The sequence below is a fragment of the Pseudomonas folii genome, assembly GCF_014357575.1.
GTDB classification, from domain to species: domain Bacteria; phylum Pseudomonadota; class Gammaproteobacteria; order Pseudomonadales; family Pseudomonadaceae; genus Aquipseudomonas; species Aquipseudomonas folii.
Map to the genome: position 1 here is coordinate 1 of NZ_JACONW010000058.1, position 18,553 is coordinate 18,553.

General features: G+C 57.8%; 15 protein-coding genes. 8 read left to right on the forward strand and 7 right to left on the reverse strand.

Going from position 1 to position 18,553, the window contains the following annotated elements:
* Positions 1-81: 81 nt before the first annotated feature.
* The 8 genes from H8S59_RS13700 to H8S59_RS13735 all read left to right on the forward strand — a co-directional run bounded on the left by H8S59_RS13700 (position 82) and on the right by H8S59_RS13735 (position 9,597).
* A complete protein-coding gene (locus H8S59_RS13700) occupies positions 82-1,047 on the forward strand; it encodes an L-carnitine dehydrogenase (protein WP_187521751.1) in 966 nt (321 codons plus the stop codon).
* 180 nt (positions 1,048-1,227) lie between these two features.
* Entirely contained in the window at positions 1,228-1,704 is a 477-nt protein-coding gene (locus tag H8S59_RS13705) for a thioesterase family protein (RefSeq protein WP_187521752.1), read from the forward strand.
* Positions 1,705-1,896: 192 nt separating this feature from the next.
* Entirely contained in the window at positions 1,897-2,343 is a 447-nt protein-coding gene (gene tspO / locus H8S59_RS13710) for a tryptophan-rich sensory protein TspO (RefSeq protein WP_187521753.1), read from the forward strand.
* Between the two features lie 458 nt (positions 2,344-2,801).
* Entirely contained in the window at positions 2,802-5,012 is a 2,211-nt protein-coding gene (gene paoC / locus H8S59_RS13715) for an aldehyde oxidoreductase molybdenum-binding subunit PaoC (RefSeq protein WP_187521754.1), read from the forward strand.
* 38 nt (positions 5,013-5,050) lie between these two features.
* Positions 5,051-5,965, forward strand: coding sequence for a LysR family transcriptional regulator (locus tag H8S59_RS13720; RefSeq protein ID WP_187521755.1), 915 nt, complete (start codon positions 5,051-5,053; stop codon positions 5,963-5,965).
* 190 nt (positions 5,966-6,155) lie between these two features.
* Positions 6,156-7,094, forward strand: a complete 939-nt coding sequence (locus tag H8S59_RS13725; RefSeq protein ID WP_187521756.1) for an NAD(P)-dependent alcohol dehydrogenase — start codon at positions 6,156-6,158, stop codon at positions 7,092-7,094.
* Between the two features lie 8 nt (positions 7,095-7,102).
* Entirely contained in the window at positions 7,103-7,810 is a 708-nt protein-coding gene (locus H8S59_RS13730; protein WP_187521757.1) for a helix-turn-helix transcriptional regulator, read from the forward strand.
* Between the two features lie 467 nt (positions 7,811-8,277).
* Positions 8,278-9,597, forward strand: coding sequence for an ammonium transporter (locus H8S59_RS13735; RefSeq protein ID WP_187521758.1), 1,320 nt, complete (start codon positions 8,278-8,280; stop codon positions 9,595-9,597).
* A gap of 400 nt (positions 9,598-9,997) precedes the next feature.
* Here the strand turns inward: H8S59_RS13735 and H8S59_RS13740 are convergent, their stop codons facing one another.
* The 7 genes from H8S59_RS13740 to H8S59_RS13770 form a co-directional block, all read right to left on the reverse strand.
* Positions 9,998-12,343, reverse strand: coding sequence for a trimethylamine N-oxide demethylase (locus H8S59_RS13740; RefSeq protein ID WP_187521759.1), 2,346 nt, complete (start codon positions 12,341-12,343; stop codon positions 9,998-10,000).
* Between the two features lie 7 nt (positions 12,344-12,350).
* Positions 12,351-13,733, reverse strand: a complete 1,383-nt coding sequence (locus H8S59_RS13745) for an NAD(P)-binding domain-containing protein (protein WP_187521760.1) — start codon at positions 13,731-13,733, stop codon at positions 12,351-12,353.
* 101 nt (positions 13,734-13,834) lie between these two features.
* Complete coding sequence (gene purU, locus H8S59_RS13750) at positions 13,835-14,695, reverse strand: formyltetrahydrofolate deformylase (protein ID WP_027900419.1); 861 nt, start codon at positions 14,693-14,695, stop codon at positions 13,835-13,837.
* 33 nt (positions 14,696-14,728) lie between these two features.
* Positions 14,729-15,859 carry an aminomethyl transferase family protein gene (locus tag H8S59_RS13755; protein WP_187521761.1) on the reverse strand — a complete coding sequence of 377 codons (1,131 nt, stop codon included), beginning with the start codon at positions 15,857-15,859 and terminating at the stop codon, positions 14,729-14,731.
* 60 nt (positions 15,860-15,919) lie between these two features.
* Positions 15,920-16,936: a heme-dependent oxidative N-demethylase family protein gene (locus tag H8S59_RS13760; RefSeq protein ID WP_095093655.1), complete on the reverse strand. Its 1,017-nt coding sequence runs from the start codon at positions 16,934-16,936 to the stop codon at positions 15,920-15,922.
* A 15-nt stretch (positions 16,937-16,951) separates the two neighbouring features.
* On the reverse strand, positions 16,952-17,881 hold the full coding sequence (locus tag H8S59_RS13765) for a PDR/VanB family oxidoreductase (RefSeq protein ID WP_187521762.1): 930 nt from the start codon (positions 17,879-17,881) through the stop codon (positions 16,952-16,954).
* Complete coding sequence (locus H8S59_RS13770; RefSeq protein ID WP_187521763.1) at positions 17,878-18,423, reverse strand: dimethylamine monooxygenase subunit DmmA family protein; 546 nt, start codon at positions 18,421-18,423, stop codon at positions 17,878-17,880. The genes H8S59_RS13765 and H8S59_RS13770 overlap by 4 nt, the downstream gene beginning before the upstream one ends.
* Positions 18,424-18,553 lie beyond the last annotated feature (130 nt).

The window sequence follows — 18,553 nt, forward strand, 5'->3', positions numbered from 1 at the left end:
AGGCCAAATCAGATACAAGCAAACTCCCATATCCGGGTTGGCTTGCCACATTGGATCACCGCACTCTTCAGGAATGTCGCCATGAGCTTTATCACTGAAATCAAAACCTTCGCCGCTCTCGGCAGCGGCGTCATCGGCAGCGGCTGGGTATCCCGCGCCCTCGCCCATGGCCTTGATGTGGTCGCCTGGGATCCCGCTCCCGGGGCCGAAGCGGCGCTGCGCGAACGTGTCGCCAATGCTTGGGGCGCTCTGGAGCAACAGGGTCTGGCACCAGGTGCATCCCAGAGCCGCCTGCGCTTTGTCGCCACTATCGAAGAGTGTGTGAGGGACGCGGACTTCATCCAGGAAAGCGCCCCGGAACGCCTTGAACTGAAACTGGATCTGCACAGCAAGATCAGCGCGGCGGCCAGACCGAATGTGTTGATTGGTTCAAGTACGTCCGGGCTGCTGCCAAGTGCATTCTACGAAAGCTCGGTGCATCCGGAACGTTGCGTGGTCGGCCACCCATTCAATCCGGTTTACCTGCTGCCGTTGGTGGAAGTGGTGGGCGGCAAGAATACCGCTCCGGCGGCCATTGCGGCGGCTATCAAGGTGTATGAATCCCTCGGCATGCGCCCGCTGCATGTGCGCAAGGAAGTCCCCGGCTTCATCGCCGATCGCTTGCTCGAAGCGCTATGGCGCGAGGCGCTGCACCTGGTCAATGACGGCGTGGCGACCACCGGCGAAATCGATGATGCGATTCGCTTCGGTGCCGGGTTGCGCTGGTCATTCATGGGCACTTTTCTTACCTACACATTGGCGGGTGGCGACGCGGGCATGCGTCACTTCATGGCGCAGTTCGGCCCGGCGTTGCAGTTGCCGTGGACCTACTTGCCAGCGCCGGAGCTGACCGACAAATTGATCGACGATGTGGTCGACGGCACCCGTGATCAGCTGGGTAAACGCAGTATTTCAGAGCTGGAGCGCTACCGTGATGATTGCTTGCTCGCAGTGCTGGAGGCGGTGAAAACGACCAAGACCAGGCATGGCATGACCTTTGTCGAATAGCACTGTGGGGCTGGCGGCGGTGAGTTGAATATCGCCACCGCAAGCAAGCCGGTGCCCACAGTTTGCGCCACCCTTCCCCGTGGCCCCGCTTTAGCCGGGAGGGCGTCGGCACAGTCGTTAAATATCCTTCGCCAGAAATACCGCTCGCCCGGCTAAAGCCGGTTTACAGGAATCTCCGACATGCCAGCACTGACCACCTATACCACCCAAGTCCAACCTGCCTGGGTCGACTATAACGGGCACCTGCGCGACGCGTTCTACCTGCTGATCTTCAGCTACGCCACTGACGGGCTGATGGACGCCTTGGGCTTGGACATGGTTAACCGGGAAGCCAGCGGCCACTCGCTGTTCACACTGGAGCTGCACCTCAATTATCTGCATGAAGTCAAACTCGGCGCCGAAGTTGAGGTGCATACCCAACTGATTGCCTACGACGCCAAGCGCCTGCATCTCTATCACAGCTTGCATCTGGTCGGCGATGAGATGGAGTTGGCTGGCAATGAGCAGATGTTGTTGCACGTAGATCTGGCCGGGCCGCATGCAACAGCGTTTACCGATGCCACACAGGAAAGACTTAACGCCATAAGCGCTGGACAATCCGAGCTGCCGAGGCCTGCCCTCCTCGGCCGAGTCATTGGTTTGCACGCTAAAAAATAAACGGCCGCTGCCCGGTTACACGGCTTGTCTTGGAGACGCTCTGATTGGGAGAAACAGCCTGAGCGCAATGGTGTGGAAAACTGGACGTCGCTGATTGTTGAATCCGGGACGGACTTTTTCAGCACATAAGCATCCAATTCCGCGACAGGCACCGCCTTTTCAGAATCACATGTCCTCCGTTCAGGAATCACTATGACCTTCTACATTTATCTACTCGCATGCTGTGCTGCCGCCGCAACGGGCATCATCTTCAAACCTGGGGCTTGGTACGAGTCGCTTCAAAAGCCAGGCTTTACCCCACCGAACTGGGCCTTCCCGGTGGCGTGGACGACGATCTATCTGCTGCTCGCGTGGGCAGGTTACCGTTTGACCCTGATCCCCGGCAGCGAGATCGTGCTCGCGCTATGGGCTGCACAAATAGCGCTGAATACGTTGTGGACACCGGTATTCTTCGGCGCGCACCGCATCGCCGTTGCGATGGTGGTCCTCGTGCTGCTTTGGGTGGTAGTCGCTACCATGGTCGTGATGTCTTTCCAGCTGGACATCGTTACGGGCCTGATTTTATTGCCCTATCTGGCGTGGCTCTCGGTGGCGGCTGCACTGAATTTTTCTATTCTTCGGTACAATCGCCAACGTTAACGTTGTGCTCCCGTTCGCCAAAGAGCCCCGGTAGCCTGCAAAGCTACCGGGGCTCTTTGTTTCAGCAAGGCTAAAAACGACGGGCCAACTCGCTGGTAATTAAAACGATACGTCACATTCGTAATGTTTTCCTGAACCATTACCTATGTCATCGCGAGCAAGCTCACTCCTACAGATGAATGCGGTTTTCTGTACGAGTGAGCTTGCTCGCAATAAAAGGCGACAATTGGAGTTCCCATTCGTATGCATGAGTGAACAGGGATGAGGAGCCTCACGGCACACTACTGAGCCCCGCTCATGGCTTCATGTTGAAAACCCCGGTTATCAGTAAGCGCCCGGTGCCATAGGCTCCGACTACGAGAAGTCCAGTAACACTGTCTTTTCATCCGGTGCGCTGGTGAATATTGCCTTGCCAAGAGGCATGAAGGCTGTCGGTCGATTGAAAAGGAGCAAGCCCCATGAAGTTTGATACGCCTGCAAGCACCAACCCAATCGATCAGATGAAAGTTATTGGTCAGCCCGAAGATCGTGTTGAAGGCAAACTTAAAACAACCGGCACGGCGACCTATGCTTACGAACAGCAGGCCACTGCCAGCGCGCCCGCCTACGGCTATGTATTAGGTGCATCCATTGGCAAAGGCCGGATCTCCTCAATTGACTCGAGCGAAGCACGCCAGGCCAGCGGCGTTATTGCAATCGTCACCTATGAAAATGCCGGGCATTTGGACAGAGGCGAATTTTACGTGGATCGCGCACTTGCCGGTCCTGAGGTGGACCACTATCACCAGGCGGTAGCAATCGTCGTCGCGCAGACGTTCGAACAGGCCCGGGCCGCTTCTGCTTTGCTTCGCGTCCATTACGTCAAGGAGTCTGGTGCCTATGACCTTGCCGCGCAGCGAGAGTCAGCAACAACACCTGCACCGGGCGCGTTTGGCCCGCCTCCACACACGGCGATCGGGGATTTCGAAGGCGCATTCAAGCAAGCAGCTTTCACCCTCGACGGTCATTACACCACCCCGGATCATGCCCACGCGATGATGGAACCCCACGCTACCATTGCTCAGTGGCAAGGAGACAAGCTGACGCTATGGACGTCTATTCAACAAATGAACTGGGGTGTCAGAGATCTGGCCAAAACACTGGGTATTCCCAAAGACAACATTCATTTGATCTCGCCTTACATTGGCGGCGGTTTTGGCGGAAAAGGCACCATTCTGTGTGACGCTGTGTTGGCGTCTCTTGCGGCCAGAGAAGCCGGGCGGCCGGTCAAAGTAGCGCTTCCCCGCCCGCTGATGTTCAACAACCTGACCCACAGACCCGCAACGATTCAGAGAATACGGCTGGGTGCCAATCCGGACGGCAAACTCACCGCCATCGGCCATGAGAGTTGGTCCGGCAATCTGCGCGGTGGTCGTACTGAAGCCGCCACCGCATCGACCCGGACATTGTATGCGGGCGCGAACCGTATGACCCGTTTGTACCTGGCCAAACTCGACCTTGCTGAAGGTAGCGCCATGCGAGCGCCCGGTGAGGCGCCTGGCATGATGGCGCTGGAAATTGCCATGGACGAAATGGCCGAGAAACTGGGTATGGATCCTGTGAAGTTTCGCGTCATCAACGATACGCAGGTAGATCCGGAGCAGCCTGATCGCCCGTTTTCTCAGCGCCAGTTAGTCGAGTGCCTGAATACGGGAGCTGATCGTTTCGGCTGGGCTCAACGCAACCCCCTTCCCGGCAAGGAACTGCATGACGGCTGGTGGACCGGCATCGGCATGGCCTCTGCGATTCGAGGCGCACCTACAACGAAATCTGCTGCTCGCGTACGGCTGGATCGCGATGGCATCGTCACCGTTGAAACCGACATGACAGACATTGGAACCGGCTCTTACACCATCATTGCCCAGACCGCTGCGGAAATGATGGGTGTAGGCATGGATAAGGTTAACGTGCATCTAGGGGATTCACGTTTCCCTGAGTCTTCCGGATCAGGCGGCCAATGGGGCGCAGCTTCATCTACAGCAGGCGTGTACGCCGCTTGCGTAAAGTTGCGGGAAGCCATCGCTACGAGGTTTGGCATGGACCCAGCAAAAGCGGAATTTATCGATGGCCAGATTCGTGATGGTTTAAACAGCGTGCCATTGGCACAAGCGGCATTGAACGGTGATGTAGTGGCCGAAGACATCATGGAGTTTGGCGACCTGGCCAAGCAGTATGCCCAGCAAACCTTTGGCGCTCACTTTGTCGAAGTTGGCGTCAACGCGGCCACCGGAGAAATTCGTATCCGCCGCCAGTTGGCGGTCTGTGCAGCAGGACGGATACTCAACCCCAAAACAGCCCGCAGTCAGATCATCGGCGGGATGACCATGGGCGCAGGTGCAGCGCTAATGGAAGAAATGATTGTGGATCATCGCCTGGGATTTTTTGTTAATCACGATCTGGCCAGCTACGAAGTACCAGTGCATGCCGACATCCCGCATCAGGAAGTCATTTTCCTGGATGAAGTAGACCGCTATGCAACACCTCTCAAGGCCAAAGGTGTCGGCGAGCTTGGTATTTCCGGAGCAGCAGCGGCCATTGCCAACGCTGTTTATAACGCTACCGGCATCAGGGTTCGCGATTATCCCATTACGCTCGATAAGCTCATCGACCATTTGCCCGCGCTGGGCTGACCTTCCCTTATTCAATTCACTTGGCTTCGGAGTCATCCATGCAGCTCAGCCGCACGAACCTGGCAGATATTGTTTATTTCCTCGCCATCGCTCGGCATCAGAGCTTCAGAAAGGCAGGTCTGGAGGTCGACATCAGTGCGTCAGCGCTGAGCCATGCCATGAAGGGACTTGAAACACGGCTTGGTGTTCGACTTCTCAATCGCACAACCCGAAGCGTGACGCTCACGGCTGCGGGCGAAGAGTTGCAGGGCCTCATCAGCACTCCCGTAGATGATATCGGGCAAGCGCTTGAGTCCCTGAATCGGCTGCGTGATGAGCCCGCCGGGCGTATTCGCTTGAACGTCCTGAGCGACGGCGCAAAATTGCTGTTGGGCCCCGCTCTTCCGGTTTTTGTTGACCGCTATCCGAACATTGAGGTCGACCTGACCGTCACCAATCGGATGGTCGACATCATCGGCGACGGGCATGACGCAGGCATTCGTTTTGGTGGGACGGTTCCCGCAGACATGATTGCTCAACGCCTGTCTCCCGATGTGGCATGGGCAGTCGTTGCATCGCCTGACTACCTTGCGCGATTCGGTACCCCGAAACAGCCTGAGGATCTATACCAACATCGTTGTTTACGCGTGCGTCTGGGTAACGCACGCATCTACCACTGGCAATTCTCGAAAGAGGGTCAACAGATGGAGATTGACGCGCCCGGCGCCATAACCATCGATGAAACCCGCGTTGGTGTAGCAATGACGATGCGCGGCGCCGGTTTGATGTATGTTCCCGCGTCTGTCGTCGAGCGGCAGATCGCCGAAGGCTCGCTGCAGCGAGTCCTGGAGGACTGGACTCACTACGACCCAGGTTTTCACATCTACTACTCAAGCTTCAGGCAGGTTCCCGTAGGCCTTCGCCTGCTCATTGATCTCATCCGCGAACTTGAGCCTTTGGGCCCGCTTCCATAGCGAACCTGGCTCGCCTGCAACCAGATGAAGATTTCGCCAACTCCTGTTACCGCAAGATTTCTGAATGGCACGCCCATCAGATTGCGCCCTGTACACGGCCCATTTGAATGGTGACAGAAACTGTCCACATACACCGTTAGATTTGACTCCGAAGCTGGCTCACCTACTTGATGAGGTTCGGAGACGTATCATGAAACGCATTCAATATCACACCTACGGCGGGCCGGATGTTATGCGGGTCGAAGATTTTGACCTGCTTCCCCCTGGCGAAGCTGAAGTGGCGGTCAGAGTCAGATTTGCTGCGATCAATCCGATTGACTGGAAGCTGCGTAGCGGGCAAATGAAAATCGTCACCGGTAATAAATTCCCTAGAACAATGGGGATGGATTTTTCTGGCACAGTTTTATCGGTCGGCCCAGGTGTCAAGCGTTTGAAGGTGGGCGATGCGGTTTTTGGATTAGCCCGATTCAAAGAAAGCGGCGCATTTGCCGAGGCTGTTATCACCAAAGAAGCATTTCTAACCCAAAAGCCTGATGAAGTTTCATTCGAGGACGCCGCGTGCCTCGGCACGCCAGGTATAACCGCATGGAATGGACTCATCGACAAGGCGAAGTTGCACGCTGGCCAGCAAGTATTCATCAATGGTTGTGCCGGCGCCGTCGGCGAGGCCGCTGTGCAAATAGCAATGATGCATGGCGCTGTCGTCTCAGGCAGTTGCAGCGCCAAGGACATCCAAAGGGCACAAACACTCGGTGTGCAAACCGTGTATGACTATCGCACTACACAGTTATCCAGTATCACCGCCCGATTCGATATCGTTTACGACACGGCGGCGACGCTTTCGATTTCCACAGGCGTTGCAATGCTGCGCGCGGGAGGCGTGTTTCTGGATCTGAACCCTGGCCCCTGGAAGTTTGTTCGCGCGGTCTTTGACCGTCGTCTCAAGCCCGTCATCGGGTCGCCACGCGCAGACATTCTGGATAAGCTCGCCAAAGCTGCCAGTGCAGGAAGCTTCAGAATCCCTGTAGGCAAAACTGTTGCTCTGCACGATGCCATTCAACTGATCGGGGATATCGAAAACGGTCGAAAACCTGGCGGTAAGGCTGTCATTGAGATGGGAGATGCATAGGGGGAGCTATGGCCAGAAGTGATCGATTGTTTGAGCTGATGCAAGTGCTTCGGCGTCATCGCAGAACGGTATCGGGACGAGTACTCGCTCAAGAACTGGGAGTATCCCTTCGCACCATACGCCGCGATGTTCTGACATTGCAGGGTATGGGGGCCGACATTGATGGTGAACCCGGCCTGGGCTACGTGCTCAAGCCGGGTTTTCTTCTGCCTCCACTCTCATTTACGGAGGAAGAAATACAGGCACTGGTGACCGGCGCTTTATGGGTCAGTCGTCATACCGATGACAAGTTTGCTTTTGCGGTCAAAAACGCATTGGCCAAGATTAACGCCGTACTTGCGCCGGATATGCGACCGGCCTTCGAGGATGAAACATTCTACGTAAGCAGCCCCACGCTACATTCCGCACCAATCGATTTAAGCGAGATTCGCCGGGCCCTGCGCAACCAGTGCAAGCTACGTATCACGCTATCGATCAAGCATGGGCCAATGGAAGACCAGGTTATCTGGCCAATCATGTTGGGGTTTATCGAAAACCGGCGATCTGTGGCAGCCTGGTGCGAGGCTGACGCCAGGTTTCGCATGATAGACCTGGATAATGTGGCAAACGTTGAAGTGCTTGAAGAACGTTACTCCCGTAATCGTCGCCAAATGATCAAGGAATGGCGCGCCCTGAATATTTTGCCTTGTAACAGCCGTGGTGAGACCTGCGAATAGTAATCGGCTCACGGTGTTTATTCGTATACGCCAGTTTTGGAAGCGTAAGACATGGTTATTACGCAGCCGATATTCCTGGATAAATCGCAACGCGTTGGCGAACGTTCAACACTCATGCACGTCTTGGCAATACCCCATAATGCATATAGCCATAAAGGCGCTCGCCTCGTGAAAGTGTGCATTAACAGTGCATATTTCCAGTCCTCACATTTGCTCTTATTGGCAAACAGCGCCCACCACAAACGAAAAACCTCTCCACAGCAGGCAAACGGGTAGTTCCGTTCATTAACGGCCGCCCACCCCACCGGCAAGAGCGAAAATGGCAAGCAAATTGCTATTCCTTACAGGAAACTAAATTACCCAAAGGGAATGACGCGTTTCACCCTGAGGCGTAAATCCAAGCGCTGAAGCACTTTGCCCCGCAGAGTCGTGACAGCGAAATTCCTGACCTCTGGAGATACTCAGCCATGATCCGCCTTACTCGTACAGGCCGCGCCCTCTGCGGCCTCCCTCTTGTTGTGGCTTGCTCTTCAGGGTATGCCGATGAAACTGCGCCGGTGATCAACACGGGCGACACAGCGTTTGTTGCACTGTGTTCGCTGGTCGTCTTATTGATGACATTACCCGGCCTCGCGCTGTTCTACGGCGGTATGGCAAGAACCAAGAATGTCCTCTCGGTGATGATGCAAGTGTTCTGCACGGCGGCCTTGATGTCGGTCATATTTGCCGTGTATGGCTACAGTCTGGTATTCGGAGACGGTGGCTCGTTGAATGCAATCATTGGCAACTTCGACAAGTTGTTTTTGCAGGGTGTGACCATCCATACGGTGGTGGGCACTATTCCAGAATATCTGTACTTCCTGTTCATGTTGCTGTTTGCCGCCATTACCCCTGCAATTATTGTCGGTGCGTTTGCCGAGCGCATGAAGTTTGCGGCAGTCATGGTGTTCATGGCGGTGTGGATCACCATTAATTACATCCCTATGGCACACATGGCATGGGGCGGCGGCTGGGTATTCAGTCTGGGCGTGCAGGATTTCGCCGGCGGCAACGTGGTGCACCTCAACGTCGGTATTGCCTCGCTGGTCGGTGCCTGGCTAATCGGTCGGCGTCGTGGTTTCGGAACCTCGGCGCTCGCACCGCACAACATGACGATGACCATGACCGGCGGTTCGCTGTTGTGGGTTGGCTGGCTGGGTTTCTGCGGTGGTTGCGTGCTGGCGGTTAACGGTTTCGCCATGCTGGTGATGGTCAACACTATGCTGGCCAGCTGTGCCGGTGCGCTGGGCTGGATGCTCGTGGAATGGAAACACCGCGGCCGGCCAAGTCTGTTCGGTGCGGTATCGGGCTCCATCGCCGGTCTGGTGGCAATTACCCCGGCATGCGGTTTTGTCGGGCCGATGGGGGCCATCGTGCTGGGCTTTATCGCAGGCCCGCTGTGCGTCTGGTCAGTGGAAAAACTCAAGCCGATGCTGGGCCTGGACGACGCGTTCGATGTGTTTGGCGTGCATGGTGTTGCCGGTATTCTGGGTGGGCTTCTGACGCCCGTCTTCGCCATGACAGCGTTGGGCGGTCAAGGGTTTGCTGAAGGTCGCGATCTCATCAGTCAGTTGATGGTCAATGGCGGCGCGTTGCTGTTCAGCATCGTGTTTTCAGCAGTGAGCAGCCTGGTGGCATTCAAGATCGCTGCGATGCTGTGCGGTGGCCTGCGCGTCGATGAAGATGCCGAGGTGGATGGTCTGGATCTAGCCGCCCACGGCGAGGTCGGTTACAAATACTCGAACTGAGTTTCAGGATTATTCGGGGTTGATCGTCGGGCTGAAGGTGTTCAGCCCGACTGCAGATTTGCGCAAACCAAATCCACCGCAATCTTGTAGGACTGGCTTTAGCCGGGAGGACGTCGGGGCATTCACTAAACCCTGTTCAGCAGAAATACCGCCCTCCCGGCTAAAGCCGGTCCTACGCAGTTGCTGGCAAACATAGAATCTCCCACGCGGTATGCGCAAACCTCAAGTCCACCGTGCCCCTTGTGGGACTGGATTCATCCGGGAAGACGGCATTTCTGACGATGAAGAAGCTATGGCTCTGAGGGGGATGCAGCTACACGCCCCCTCCTCTCCAATTAAAAGAAAAAGGCGCCAGTGCAAGATACATCCTGCAGTGGCGCCTTTTAACGCTGGAAAGATTTCAGCTACGAACCCGCAGCTTGTCTGGATCGTACGCCACGGTACTGGCCGCTACCTGCGCGCGAATGCGCTTTTGCTGGCCATCAAGCTTACCGACCTCCACCGTCGTGCCCGGTTCGCAGTACGCAACGTCCAGTCGGCACAAGGCAATGTTGCGCCCAAGCACCGCAGAGCGCGTCGCGCTGGTGATCACGCCGACTTGTGCGCGTCCCACCCGAACGCAATCGCCATGCGCCGCCACTTCATTGCCTTCCAGCACGAGCCCCACCAGCTTATGCCGAGGCTGGGCACTACGCCGCAACAGCGCTTCACGGCCGATGAAGTCAGCGGTTTTACTCTTGAGGGGCACGCAAAATCCAATCCCGGCTTCAAACGGATCCGTCTGGTCGTCGAACTCGTAACCGGCAAACACCAGTCCGGCTTCGATGCGCAGCATGTCCAGAGCCTCAAGCCCCAGTGGCACCAGCCCCAAGGGTTCGCCGAGCGCCCAGAGCCGTTCCCAGACTTGCATCGCGTGATCGGGATGGCACCAGATTTCAAAACCCAGTTCGCCAGTGTAACCGGTGCGCGAAACCATCAACGCCGGGCCGTTATGGTCATCAAGGCGACCAGTCAGAAAGCGGAACCAGCCAAGCTCCGCCATTGCTGGCTGGGTGCCTGGGGTCCAGATCATCTGCTTGAGCAGTTCGCGGCTCAACGGGCCTTGTACGGCGACGTTACTGATCTGTTCGGAAGCGCTCTTGATCCACACTTTCATCCCGAGCTTTTCGGCCTGCTCACGCATCCACACACCGGCGTGGTCTTCACCGCCAATCCAGCGAAACGCATCCTGGCCCAGGCGCAGCAAGGTGCCATCATCGAGCATACCGCCATGTTCGTAACACATCGCCGAATAGACCACCTGGCCGATGGCGAGTTTGCGCACATCGCGGGTCAGGCAGTAATCGAGCAAGGCTTCCGCATCGGGCCCAAGCACTTCAAATTTGCGCAATGCCGACAGGTCCATCACCGCCACCCGCTCACGGCAGCCGTGGTATTCATCAAGGGCGCCGTAGCCATCAAAGCGGCTTGGGGTCCAGAAGCCACGATAGTCGATGAACTGTCGGGTCAGGTTTGAAGTGCCCGCATGAAAACCGCTTTCGCGGGTCAGCACCGGGTCGGCGTCAGCAGTCTGTCGGGTAGTCATGGCGATACTGAAACGCTCCTTTTCGGAATACACGCGAACGTGGATATCGGTGGGTTGCCAGCCATTGGCCGGGTCGATGTCATCCGGGCAACTGCTGCTGGCGCAGAGGAGATCCGTCATGGCCTTGAGTAACACGTAATCACCGGGACGAGACCATGGCTCATCGAGAGTCAGGTGCTGATGGGCATCGATACCGGTATTGAAAAAGAAATTGATCGCAGGCCACCCCGCCCGCCCCTGTACACCATGCGCGGCAAGTACACGGCTGATGTTATCGCTGCAGTTTTCGTGGCCAAAGTAGCCTTGGGATTCGTAATAGCGTGCGGTGCAGGCCAAGGCAAAGGTGTCATGGCGGCCGACCGTGTCACGGACCACTTCCAGCATTGGCTGCAGGTTGCGGTCGAAGAAACGGCTGAACAGGCCTGGCCCCGGATAGGCACTCCCGTTGAGGGTACGTGTGACCGTGGGGTCCAGATCGATTTCGCGCCCGGTATCCAGGCCTCGCTGATCGAAGGCGACAAAGTCCGAGCATTGGCGTCCGGCGACGTCAATCACCTGAATGAACTCTCCCGCGGCCACTCGATAATCCCGCGCGGTGCCGGGCGTGATGGTGAACTCGTCGATGACTTCACCCAAAGGCGCTGGCAGCGGTGGCACCCATAATGCTGTCGGATTGGCCCGCTCAATGATGAGGCGCAACTCGCTGGCCCTGTCCTGCCCATCCACAGGTGTACGCCCGCCGGGTGCGGCGACTACCACCAACAGATCGGCACTGGCGGTCATGGCGCGGCTGAAGCCTGCCGGTGTGGCGCTCGGCCAGAGGCTGCACGCTTCGCCGAGATGGCGGCAATCCACGCCGCGCTGCGTCAGGCCCGCCGCAACATGCTGCGCTTCACGGTTTGCCTGGCCAAGGCTCTCGCCGATAAAGCGTGCACCGGAAGTACGTTGCAACCCCAGTGCTGAAAGCGCCTCGCGGCCGTCGACCAGAAAGGCCAGCAATTCAGCGGGCTGGTCCCCCTCCAGATCGATGACCTGCAAGCGATCGCCGGCCTGCAAGGCAATTACCGTCAATCCACCCGGCGCAACCCGATGGCGTTCATAACCGGGGGTGCGGGCAAACAAGGCCGGCTCCAGAGGCCGGCTTGTGACAGGAAGATTCATGGCAACCTCAACCTGCAGATTTCAGGCGATCGAAACCATCACTGGCCAGGTAGGCGGCTAATGAATCGTCCAGGGCGTCCAGCCACGGCGTGTGGTGCACGGTCGCCATAGTGCCGGTGATCAACGAGCGATAGCAGTTGTTGCGATAGCCCATGATGTCGGCGTGCTTGTCCTTCTTCCATTGAAGGAAGGTCTCATTTACCTGCGAGATATCAAAACTGGGGTAGTCGGTGGCTTCGATCAATTGGCGAATGTATTCACCCTGAAATTCGAACATCTGTTGCGCGGTTTCAAGGCGTTCCTCCTCATGGCGCCAAGCCAGGTTTTCAGCCTGCATGGGGGCTCTGTCCGGTAAATCAATGCGCCCCAGAATAACGTCGCGGGCATACCAGGCCTGGGCGTCGAACATGTTGAAGCTGTACCACTGGTCCTGCATGCCCAGATAAATCAGCCGCGGGTTGGCTTCCCAGAAAATCCCTTTGTACAGGTTCAGCGGCCACAGGCGGTTGCCTGTTTTCAGGCGCAGGTCCTCGGGCAGGAAGGCGAAGTGGTGTTTGTAGCCGGTGCACAGGATCACTGCGTCGACTGTTTTGCTGGTGCCGTCGACAAAGAACGCTCGGTTGCCCTGCACATGAGTGAGCAGTGGCTTCTCTTCCCAATTGTCGGGCCAGTGATAGTCCATCGGTGCGCTGCGATAGCTACTGGTGATGGTCCGCGCGCCGTACTTGTAGCACTGCGAACCAATGTCTTCGGCCGAATAACTGCTGCCGACGATCAATACGTCCTTGTCCTTGAATTCCAGTGCATCGCGGAAGTCGTGGGCATGCAGCACGCGCCCGGCGAACGTCTCGAAACCCGGAAAATGCGGCACATTGGGTGTGGAGAAATGCCCGCTGGCAACCACCACATAGTCGAACACTTCGCTGCTGGTCAGGTCCTTGTCGTGATCATGAACGGTGACGGTGAACTGCTCTTGCACCTCGTCAAAAGTCACGCTGCGCACCACCGTATTGAAGCGGATGTAATCACGCACACCCGCTTTTTCGACCCTGCCCTTGATGTAATCCCAGAGCACCTCGCGCGGCGGATAAGAGCCGATCGGGCGGCCAAAGTGCTCGTCGAAACTGTAGTCGGCAAACTCCAGACACTCTTTTGGCCCGTTGGACCACAGGTAGCGGTACATGCTGCCGTGCACCGGCTCACCATGTTCGTCCAGCCCGGTCCGCCATGTGTAATTCCACATGCCGCCCCAGTCAGACTGTTTTTCGTAGCAGACCAGTTCGGGTGCCTGCTCCGGCGTGCAAGCGCCGGACTCTACGGCCGACTGAAATGCTCGCAACTGAGCCAGTCCGCAAGGGCCCGCACCAATGATCGCGACTCGTTTTTTCATGTTCGATTCTCCGCAATGAGGAAAGCTCGATGCCTTGCAGGCATTTCAAGCGGGTGGCGGCAAAGAGGTTGTGCATCAGGCAGGCGATGAACATCGGGCGCTCATCGGAAGATCACCGTCTTGTCGTGGTTGATGAATACGCGATGTTCCAGGTGGTATTTGAGGGCCCGCGAGAGCGCCACGGTCTCGGTATCCCGGCCGATGGCGACGAGATCGTCCGGGCTATGGTCATGCTCGACCCGTTGCACCTGCTGCTCGATGATCGGCCCCTCGTCGAGGTCGCCGGTGACGTAATGCGCCGTTGCGCCGATCAGTTTTACGCCCCGTGCATAGGCCTGGTGATAGGGCCTGGCGCCCTTGAAGCCGGGTAAAAACGAGTGGTGAATATTGATCGCCCGCCCGGCGAGCTTGTGACACAAATCATCGGACAGAATCTGCATGTAGCGTGCGAGCACCACCAGGTCGGTCCCGGTCTGCTCGACGATGCTCATCAACTCGGCTTCCTGCTGCGCCTTGGTGTCGGGCGTGACGGGCAGATACACAAAGCGGATGCCCTCGCGCTCAGCCATCGGCCGCAGGTCCAGGTGGTTGGAGACAATGGCTGTGATGTGCATGCTCAGCTCGCCTTTGTGGTGGCGATACAACAGGTCAGTCAGGCAATGGTCGAACTTGCTGACCATCAACAGCACCCGCAGCGGTTTATCACCCGCGTGCAGCGCCCATCGCATGTCGAAGGGCACTGCAACATCGTCGAAGCCTTGGCGCAGAGCATTAATATCGCCAGTGATGCCAGCATTGAAGCGAAACACCGCCCGCATGAAAAAGCGCCCGGTGTGCTCGTCGTCGAACTGCGCCAGTTCGCTCAGGTAACAGTCGCGCTCAGCCAGGTATGTGGTCACGGCGCTGACAATGCCCGAGGTCGCCGGGCATTGGACGTTGAGTATGTAGTGGGAGGTGGACATGGCATGTTCTCTTGTCATGAAAAAATCGCGTACTCAGCCCTTGGCCGTGCGTTTTTTCTTCTCGGGATCATCGAACGGCAGGCTGTGACTGATTGCCTTGACACTCAGGCTGCCACGCACTTCCAGAGCAACGCCCTGCTCGGCAATGTGCGGCTGGACTCGGGCGATCGCCATGGATTTGCCGGTCAGACGCGAGTACATACCGCAGGTGATCACGCCCACCTCTTTGCCCTCGAACCACAGGCTGTCGCCCGCCTGAGCCGCCACCTGACCGTCGAGCAACACACCGAATATCTTGAAGCGCTCAGAGCCCTGGCGTCGGTAATGCTCCTCAGCACCCCGAAACCCCTGCTTGCCGGGCGACACGGTGAAATCCAGGCCCAGTTCCCAGAGGCTGTCGCCGGCCTTCTGATCGGCAAAGGGGTACATCTGCGAGTTGTCGTAGGGGAAAAACAGCAGTGAGCTTTCGACACGCAGCCAGTCCAGTGCGGTAAAAGCGCACGGGATAATGCCTAGGTCGCGGCCCTGCTCAAGAATGCCATCCCAGATCAGCGGGGCATCGGCAGCCTTGCAGAAAATTTCGTAACCGCGCTCCCCGGTGTAGCCCGTCCGCGAGATCATCACCGGGCGGTCGAACAAGCGGGTTTGCAGATGGTGGAAATACGCCAGATCGCGAATGCCCGGTACGTGCCCGGCGAGAAAATCCACGGCCTTCGGTCCTTGGAGCGAGAGATCGTGCAGATCGTCATCGAACAACACCGCGACCTGACGGCCCAGCGCCGAGCGAACCAGCAGCTCATGGCCGCTCCCCGCACCATGCACGACCATGAAGGCATTGGGGCCGGTGCGATACACAATGCAGTCGTCAGCAAAGTTTCCGTCTTCATCGAGCATGCAGGCGTATACCGATTTGCCCGGATACAGCTTGGCGATATCGCGGGTGGTGGCCTGCTGTAACAGGCTTTCGGCGTGCGGACCGACGTAATGCACCTTCTTCAGGCCCGACACGTCCATCAACCCGGCGCGGGTGCGAATGGCCTCATGGTGGTCAGCCAGGTCGCTGGCGTAGGTCCACGCGGTGGGCATGCCGTTCCAGTCTTCCAGCTGTGAGCCAAGGGCCAGGTGCCGTTCGCGAAGCGCAGGGGTGCGCCATGAATGAGTCATGGAGTATTCCTCTTGGATTAAGTGAGGGTTTGAGGTCAGAGCTGGAAGTCAGGCCTGATCTCAGGTATCGAAATCAAAGCGTCGCAGCCACTCGATCAGGGCCTGCCGATAGCGGGTCATGCCCTTGTAGTCGGCAATGGCCTCGGGCAAATCGCGAATCACCCGATGCATGCGTTGCGCCCAGGCCGGATTGGTGACGAGTTCGTCCATGCTGATCAGGTAGGTGCGAATGCCGAACATCAGCGCGTTGGAGCGCGGCAGGCGCATCATCAGCTGCATCTCCACACGCAGATGAACCAGTCGTCCTGCGTTTTCGGCAGTGACCTTGCCACGGTCGTTGCCCCATTCATGAAAGGTTTCGGGCGACGAATCCAGTCGCGGATTGATCGTCAACGTCCAGTTCAGGCGACGCACCGGCTGGCCGACCTGCACATTCAGCAGGTATTTCAGCGCCCGGTCGAAGATGCCCATCTGATGCGCCATCGGTACCGGCGAGTGCCATTGTTTGAAGCTCATGCCAGCGTCGAAACGCAATGACCAGTCGGCCGGACAGGTGACCATGCCCGCGTCCATGAACAGGTCGCCATCTCGCTGGTCGAGCACGGCGAAGTCGCCCTGCAACTGGCGGGTGATGTACTCCAGTGGCTCGCACGGCAGGCTCGCCGGATCACCGAAGGTGAAACGCTGATCAATACCCATCGGCAGGTTCTGCCAGTGCCAGGCGTCGCCGTCGCGCTGCAGATGAAAGTGCTGCGGATAGTCTTCAGACAGATGCTCCATCAGCACCTGCACCATGTCCCAGGCGGCCTGAGTCATGTGCGGCATGACCAGACAGCGCCCGGGGTCGCGTTCCAGTACCCGGGCTCGTTCGGCGGTCTCGGACAGGTAATGTTCGTCGATGTCGAACGGATGCTCGAAGATCGAACCCGGATCGCGGGAAGTTGCTGGCTCGATGTTCACCGAGTACATGTACTGATCTTCGGGAAACGGAAACGGGAAGCGCGCGATGGCCTGCGGGCTGTTGCGAAAGCTGAAGTCGTCGCAGTAGGTTTGCGGTGCTTTGAAGGCTAGGGTCATGACAAAACTCCACAATCAGATATCGAGTACCAGCGCTCCGCCGCAACTGCGCGACACACAGGGCATCAAGTGAGTGTTGCGTTCGTGGTCGCTGAGAAACAGATCCCGATGCTCGACCGCACCGTCTACATAAGCTGTCTGGCATTGCCCACAGACGCCGCCGCGACAGAGGTTCGGCACCTCGATGCCAGCCGCTTCCAGGGCTTCGAGCAGGCTGTCTTCGGCATTGACCTTTAACTGTCGACCGCTACGTACGAGGTGCACATCGAAGGGATTACCAGGCTCCGGCGCGGCGAACGCCTCCCAGTGCACGCGACTGGCCGGCCAGCCCAGCGCCTGGCTCTGCTCGCGCAAGGCATCGATCAACGTTTGCGGGCCACAGGCGTAAACATGTGTGCCCAGTGGGCGCTGGCTCAGCAGCGTGTTCAGATCCAGTCGTCGCGTGGGGCTGGCATACACATGCAGGCGTGGCCCCAACTGCTCGCGCAACGTGTCCAGATAGGCATCGCTGATGCCGGGACGGCAGGCGTAATGCAGCTCGAAATCCTGGCCCTGACGCGTTAGCTCCGCGCAATACGCCATGAACGGCGTAATGCCGATGCCTGCGGCAATCAACAGGTGCAGGCGCGCTTTGCTGTGTACCGGAAACAGATTGGCCGGTGCCGAAATAGTCAGCCGGTCACCGACGTCCAGTTCGTCATGGATAAAGTGTGAGCCACCGCGTGACAGAGACTGACGACGCACGGCGATGCGGTAATGGCGCGTCTGAGCGGGATCACCCAGCAGCGAATAGGCATTACGTCGGCCATTGGGCAAGTGCACTTGCACATGGCTGCCCGCTGAAAAAGCCGGCAAAGAACCGCTCAGCGGCTCCAGCAACAGTTCGCGCACCATCGGCGTCAGCAAGTGGGTTTGCGCCACTCGAACGGCAATCGTTTGGCTCATGCGCAGGCCTCCCCGTATGGTCGGTCGGCATCGGCGCAGACTCCGATATACGCGCCCAAACGCTGGGAAAAGTGCTGGCGAACTTCAAGCACTACAGCGCACTGGCAACAGGTGTGCAGTGCGGCATCAGTAGCGTCCTGCAATGTGGCGCAGTGCACGCAGAACACCGAACGGCTATCGCCCTCGCCCGGTCCCGAGTTCAGGCTCAACGTGATTTCATCGGTCAGTAGCCCCGCGTCAACGGCCACCGTGCGCACCTTCCAGAGAAACGACTCATCGCCCTGCACATGCAACTGCACACCGACATGGCTGTTGCGTAAATGCTCGGCCAGTACCCCCTGTAACGTCTGTAGATCTTCCAGTTCGGGCAAGGCCAGGTGCGTCAGGCTGCGGGCTTGTGCAAGCCGGTCTTGTAGCTCGGCATGAAGTTTAAGGCCTTGCGTCTGGGTCACCAGCAAATAATCACGGGACAACTGCATGGGTGGTACTGCGTCATACGTCGGCAGGCTGAAAGGGCGCGACGCTGCAATCGGATTGTTCATGTCGATCCTCGTGCTGACGAGGGCGGAATTGCCCTGACGTTTCCTCATGGGCAAGATAATTTCCTATGCGGCATGCATGCTCAATCCTCACGATGAGCTACTCCCAAAGGGGTAGTTGACAGTCAGAGGC

Excerpts from the sequence above, each read along its gene's own strand:
- H8S59_RS13700 (WP_187521751.1), top strand. The coding sequence starts at position 82 with ATGAGCTTTATCACTGAAATCAAAACCTTCGCCGCTCTCGGCAGCGGC.
- H8S59_RS13705 (WP_187521752.1), top strand. The coding sequence starts at position 1,228 with ATGCCAGCACTGACCACCTATACCACCCAAGTCCAACCTGCCTGGGTC.
- tspO (WP_187521753.1), top strand. The coding sequence starts at position 1,897 with ATGACCTTCTACATTTATCTACTCGCATGCTGTGCTGCCGCCGCAACG.
- paoC (WP_187521754.1), top strand. The coding sequence starts at position 2,802 with ATGAAGTTTGATACGCCTGCAAGCACCAACCCAATCGATCAGATGAAA.
- H8S59_RS13720 (WP_187521755.1), top strand. The coding sequence starts at position 5,051 with ATGCAGCTCAGCCGCACGAACCTGGCAGATATTGTTTATTTCCTCGCC.
- H8S59_RS13725 (WP_187521756.1), top strand. The coding sequence starts at position 6,156 with ATGAAACGCATTCAATATCACACCTACGGCGGGCCGGATGTTATGCGG.
- H8S59_RS13730 (WP_187521757.1), top strand. The coding sequence starts at position 7,103 with ATGGCCAGAAGTGATCGATTGTTTGAGCTGATGCAAGTGCTTCGGCGT.
- H8S59_RS13735 (WP_187521758.1), top strand. The coding sequence starts at position 8,278 with ATGATCCGCCTTACTCGTACAGGCCGCGCCCTCTGCGGCCTCCCTCTT.
- H8S59_RS13740 (WP_187521759.1), bottom strand. The coding sequence starts at position 12,343 with ATGAATCTTCCTGTCACAAGCCGGCCTCTGGAGCCGGCCTTGTTTGCC.
- H8S59_RS13745 (WP_187521760.1), bottom strand. The coding sequence starts at position 13,733 with ATGAAAAAACGAGTCGCGATCATTGGTGCGGGCCCTTGCGGACTGGCT.
- purU (WP_027900419.1), bottom strand. The coding sequence starts at position 14,695 with ATGTCCACCTCCCACTACATACTCAACGTCCAATGCCCGGCGACCTCG.
- H8S59_RS13755 (WP_187521761.1), bottom strand. The coding sequence starts at position 15,859 with ATGACTCATTCATGGCGCACCCCTGCGCTTCGCGAACGGCACCTGGCC.
- H8S59_RS13760 (WP_095093655.1), bottom strand. The coding sequence starts at position 16,936 with ATGACCCTAGCCTTCAAAGCACCGCAAACCTACTGCGACGACTTCAGC.
- H8S59_RS13765 (WP_187521762.1), bottom strand. The coding sequence starts at position 17,881 with ATGAGCCAAACGATTGCCGTTCGAGTGGCGCAAACCCACTTGCTGACG.
- H8S59_RS13770 (WP_187521763.1), bottom strand. The coding sequence starts at position 18,423 with ATGAACAATCCGATTGCAGCGTCGCGCCCTTTCAGCCTGCCGACGTAT.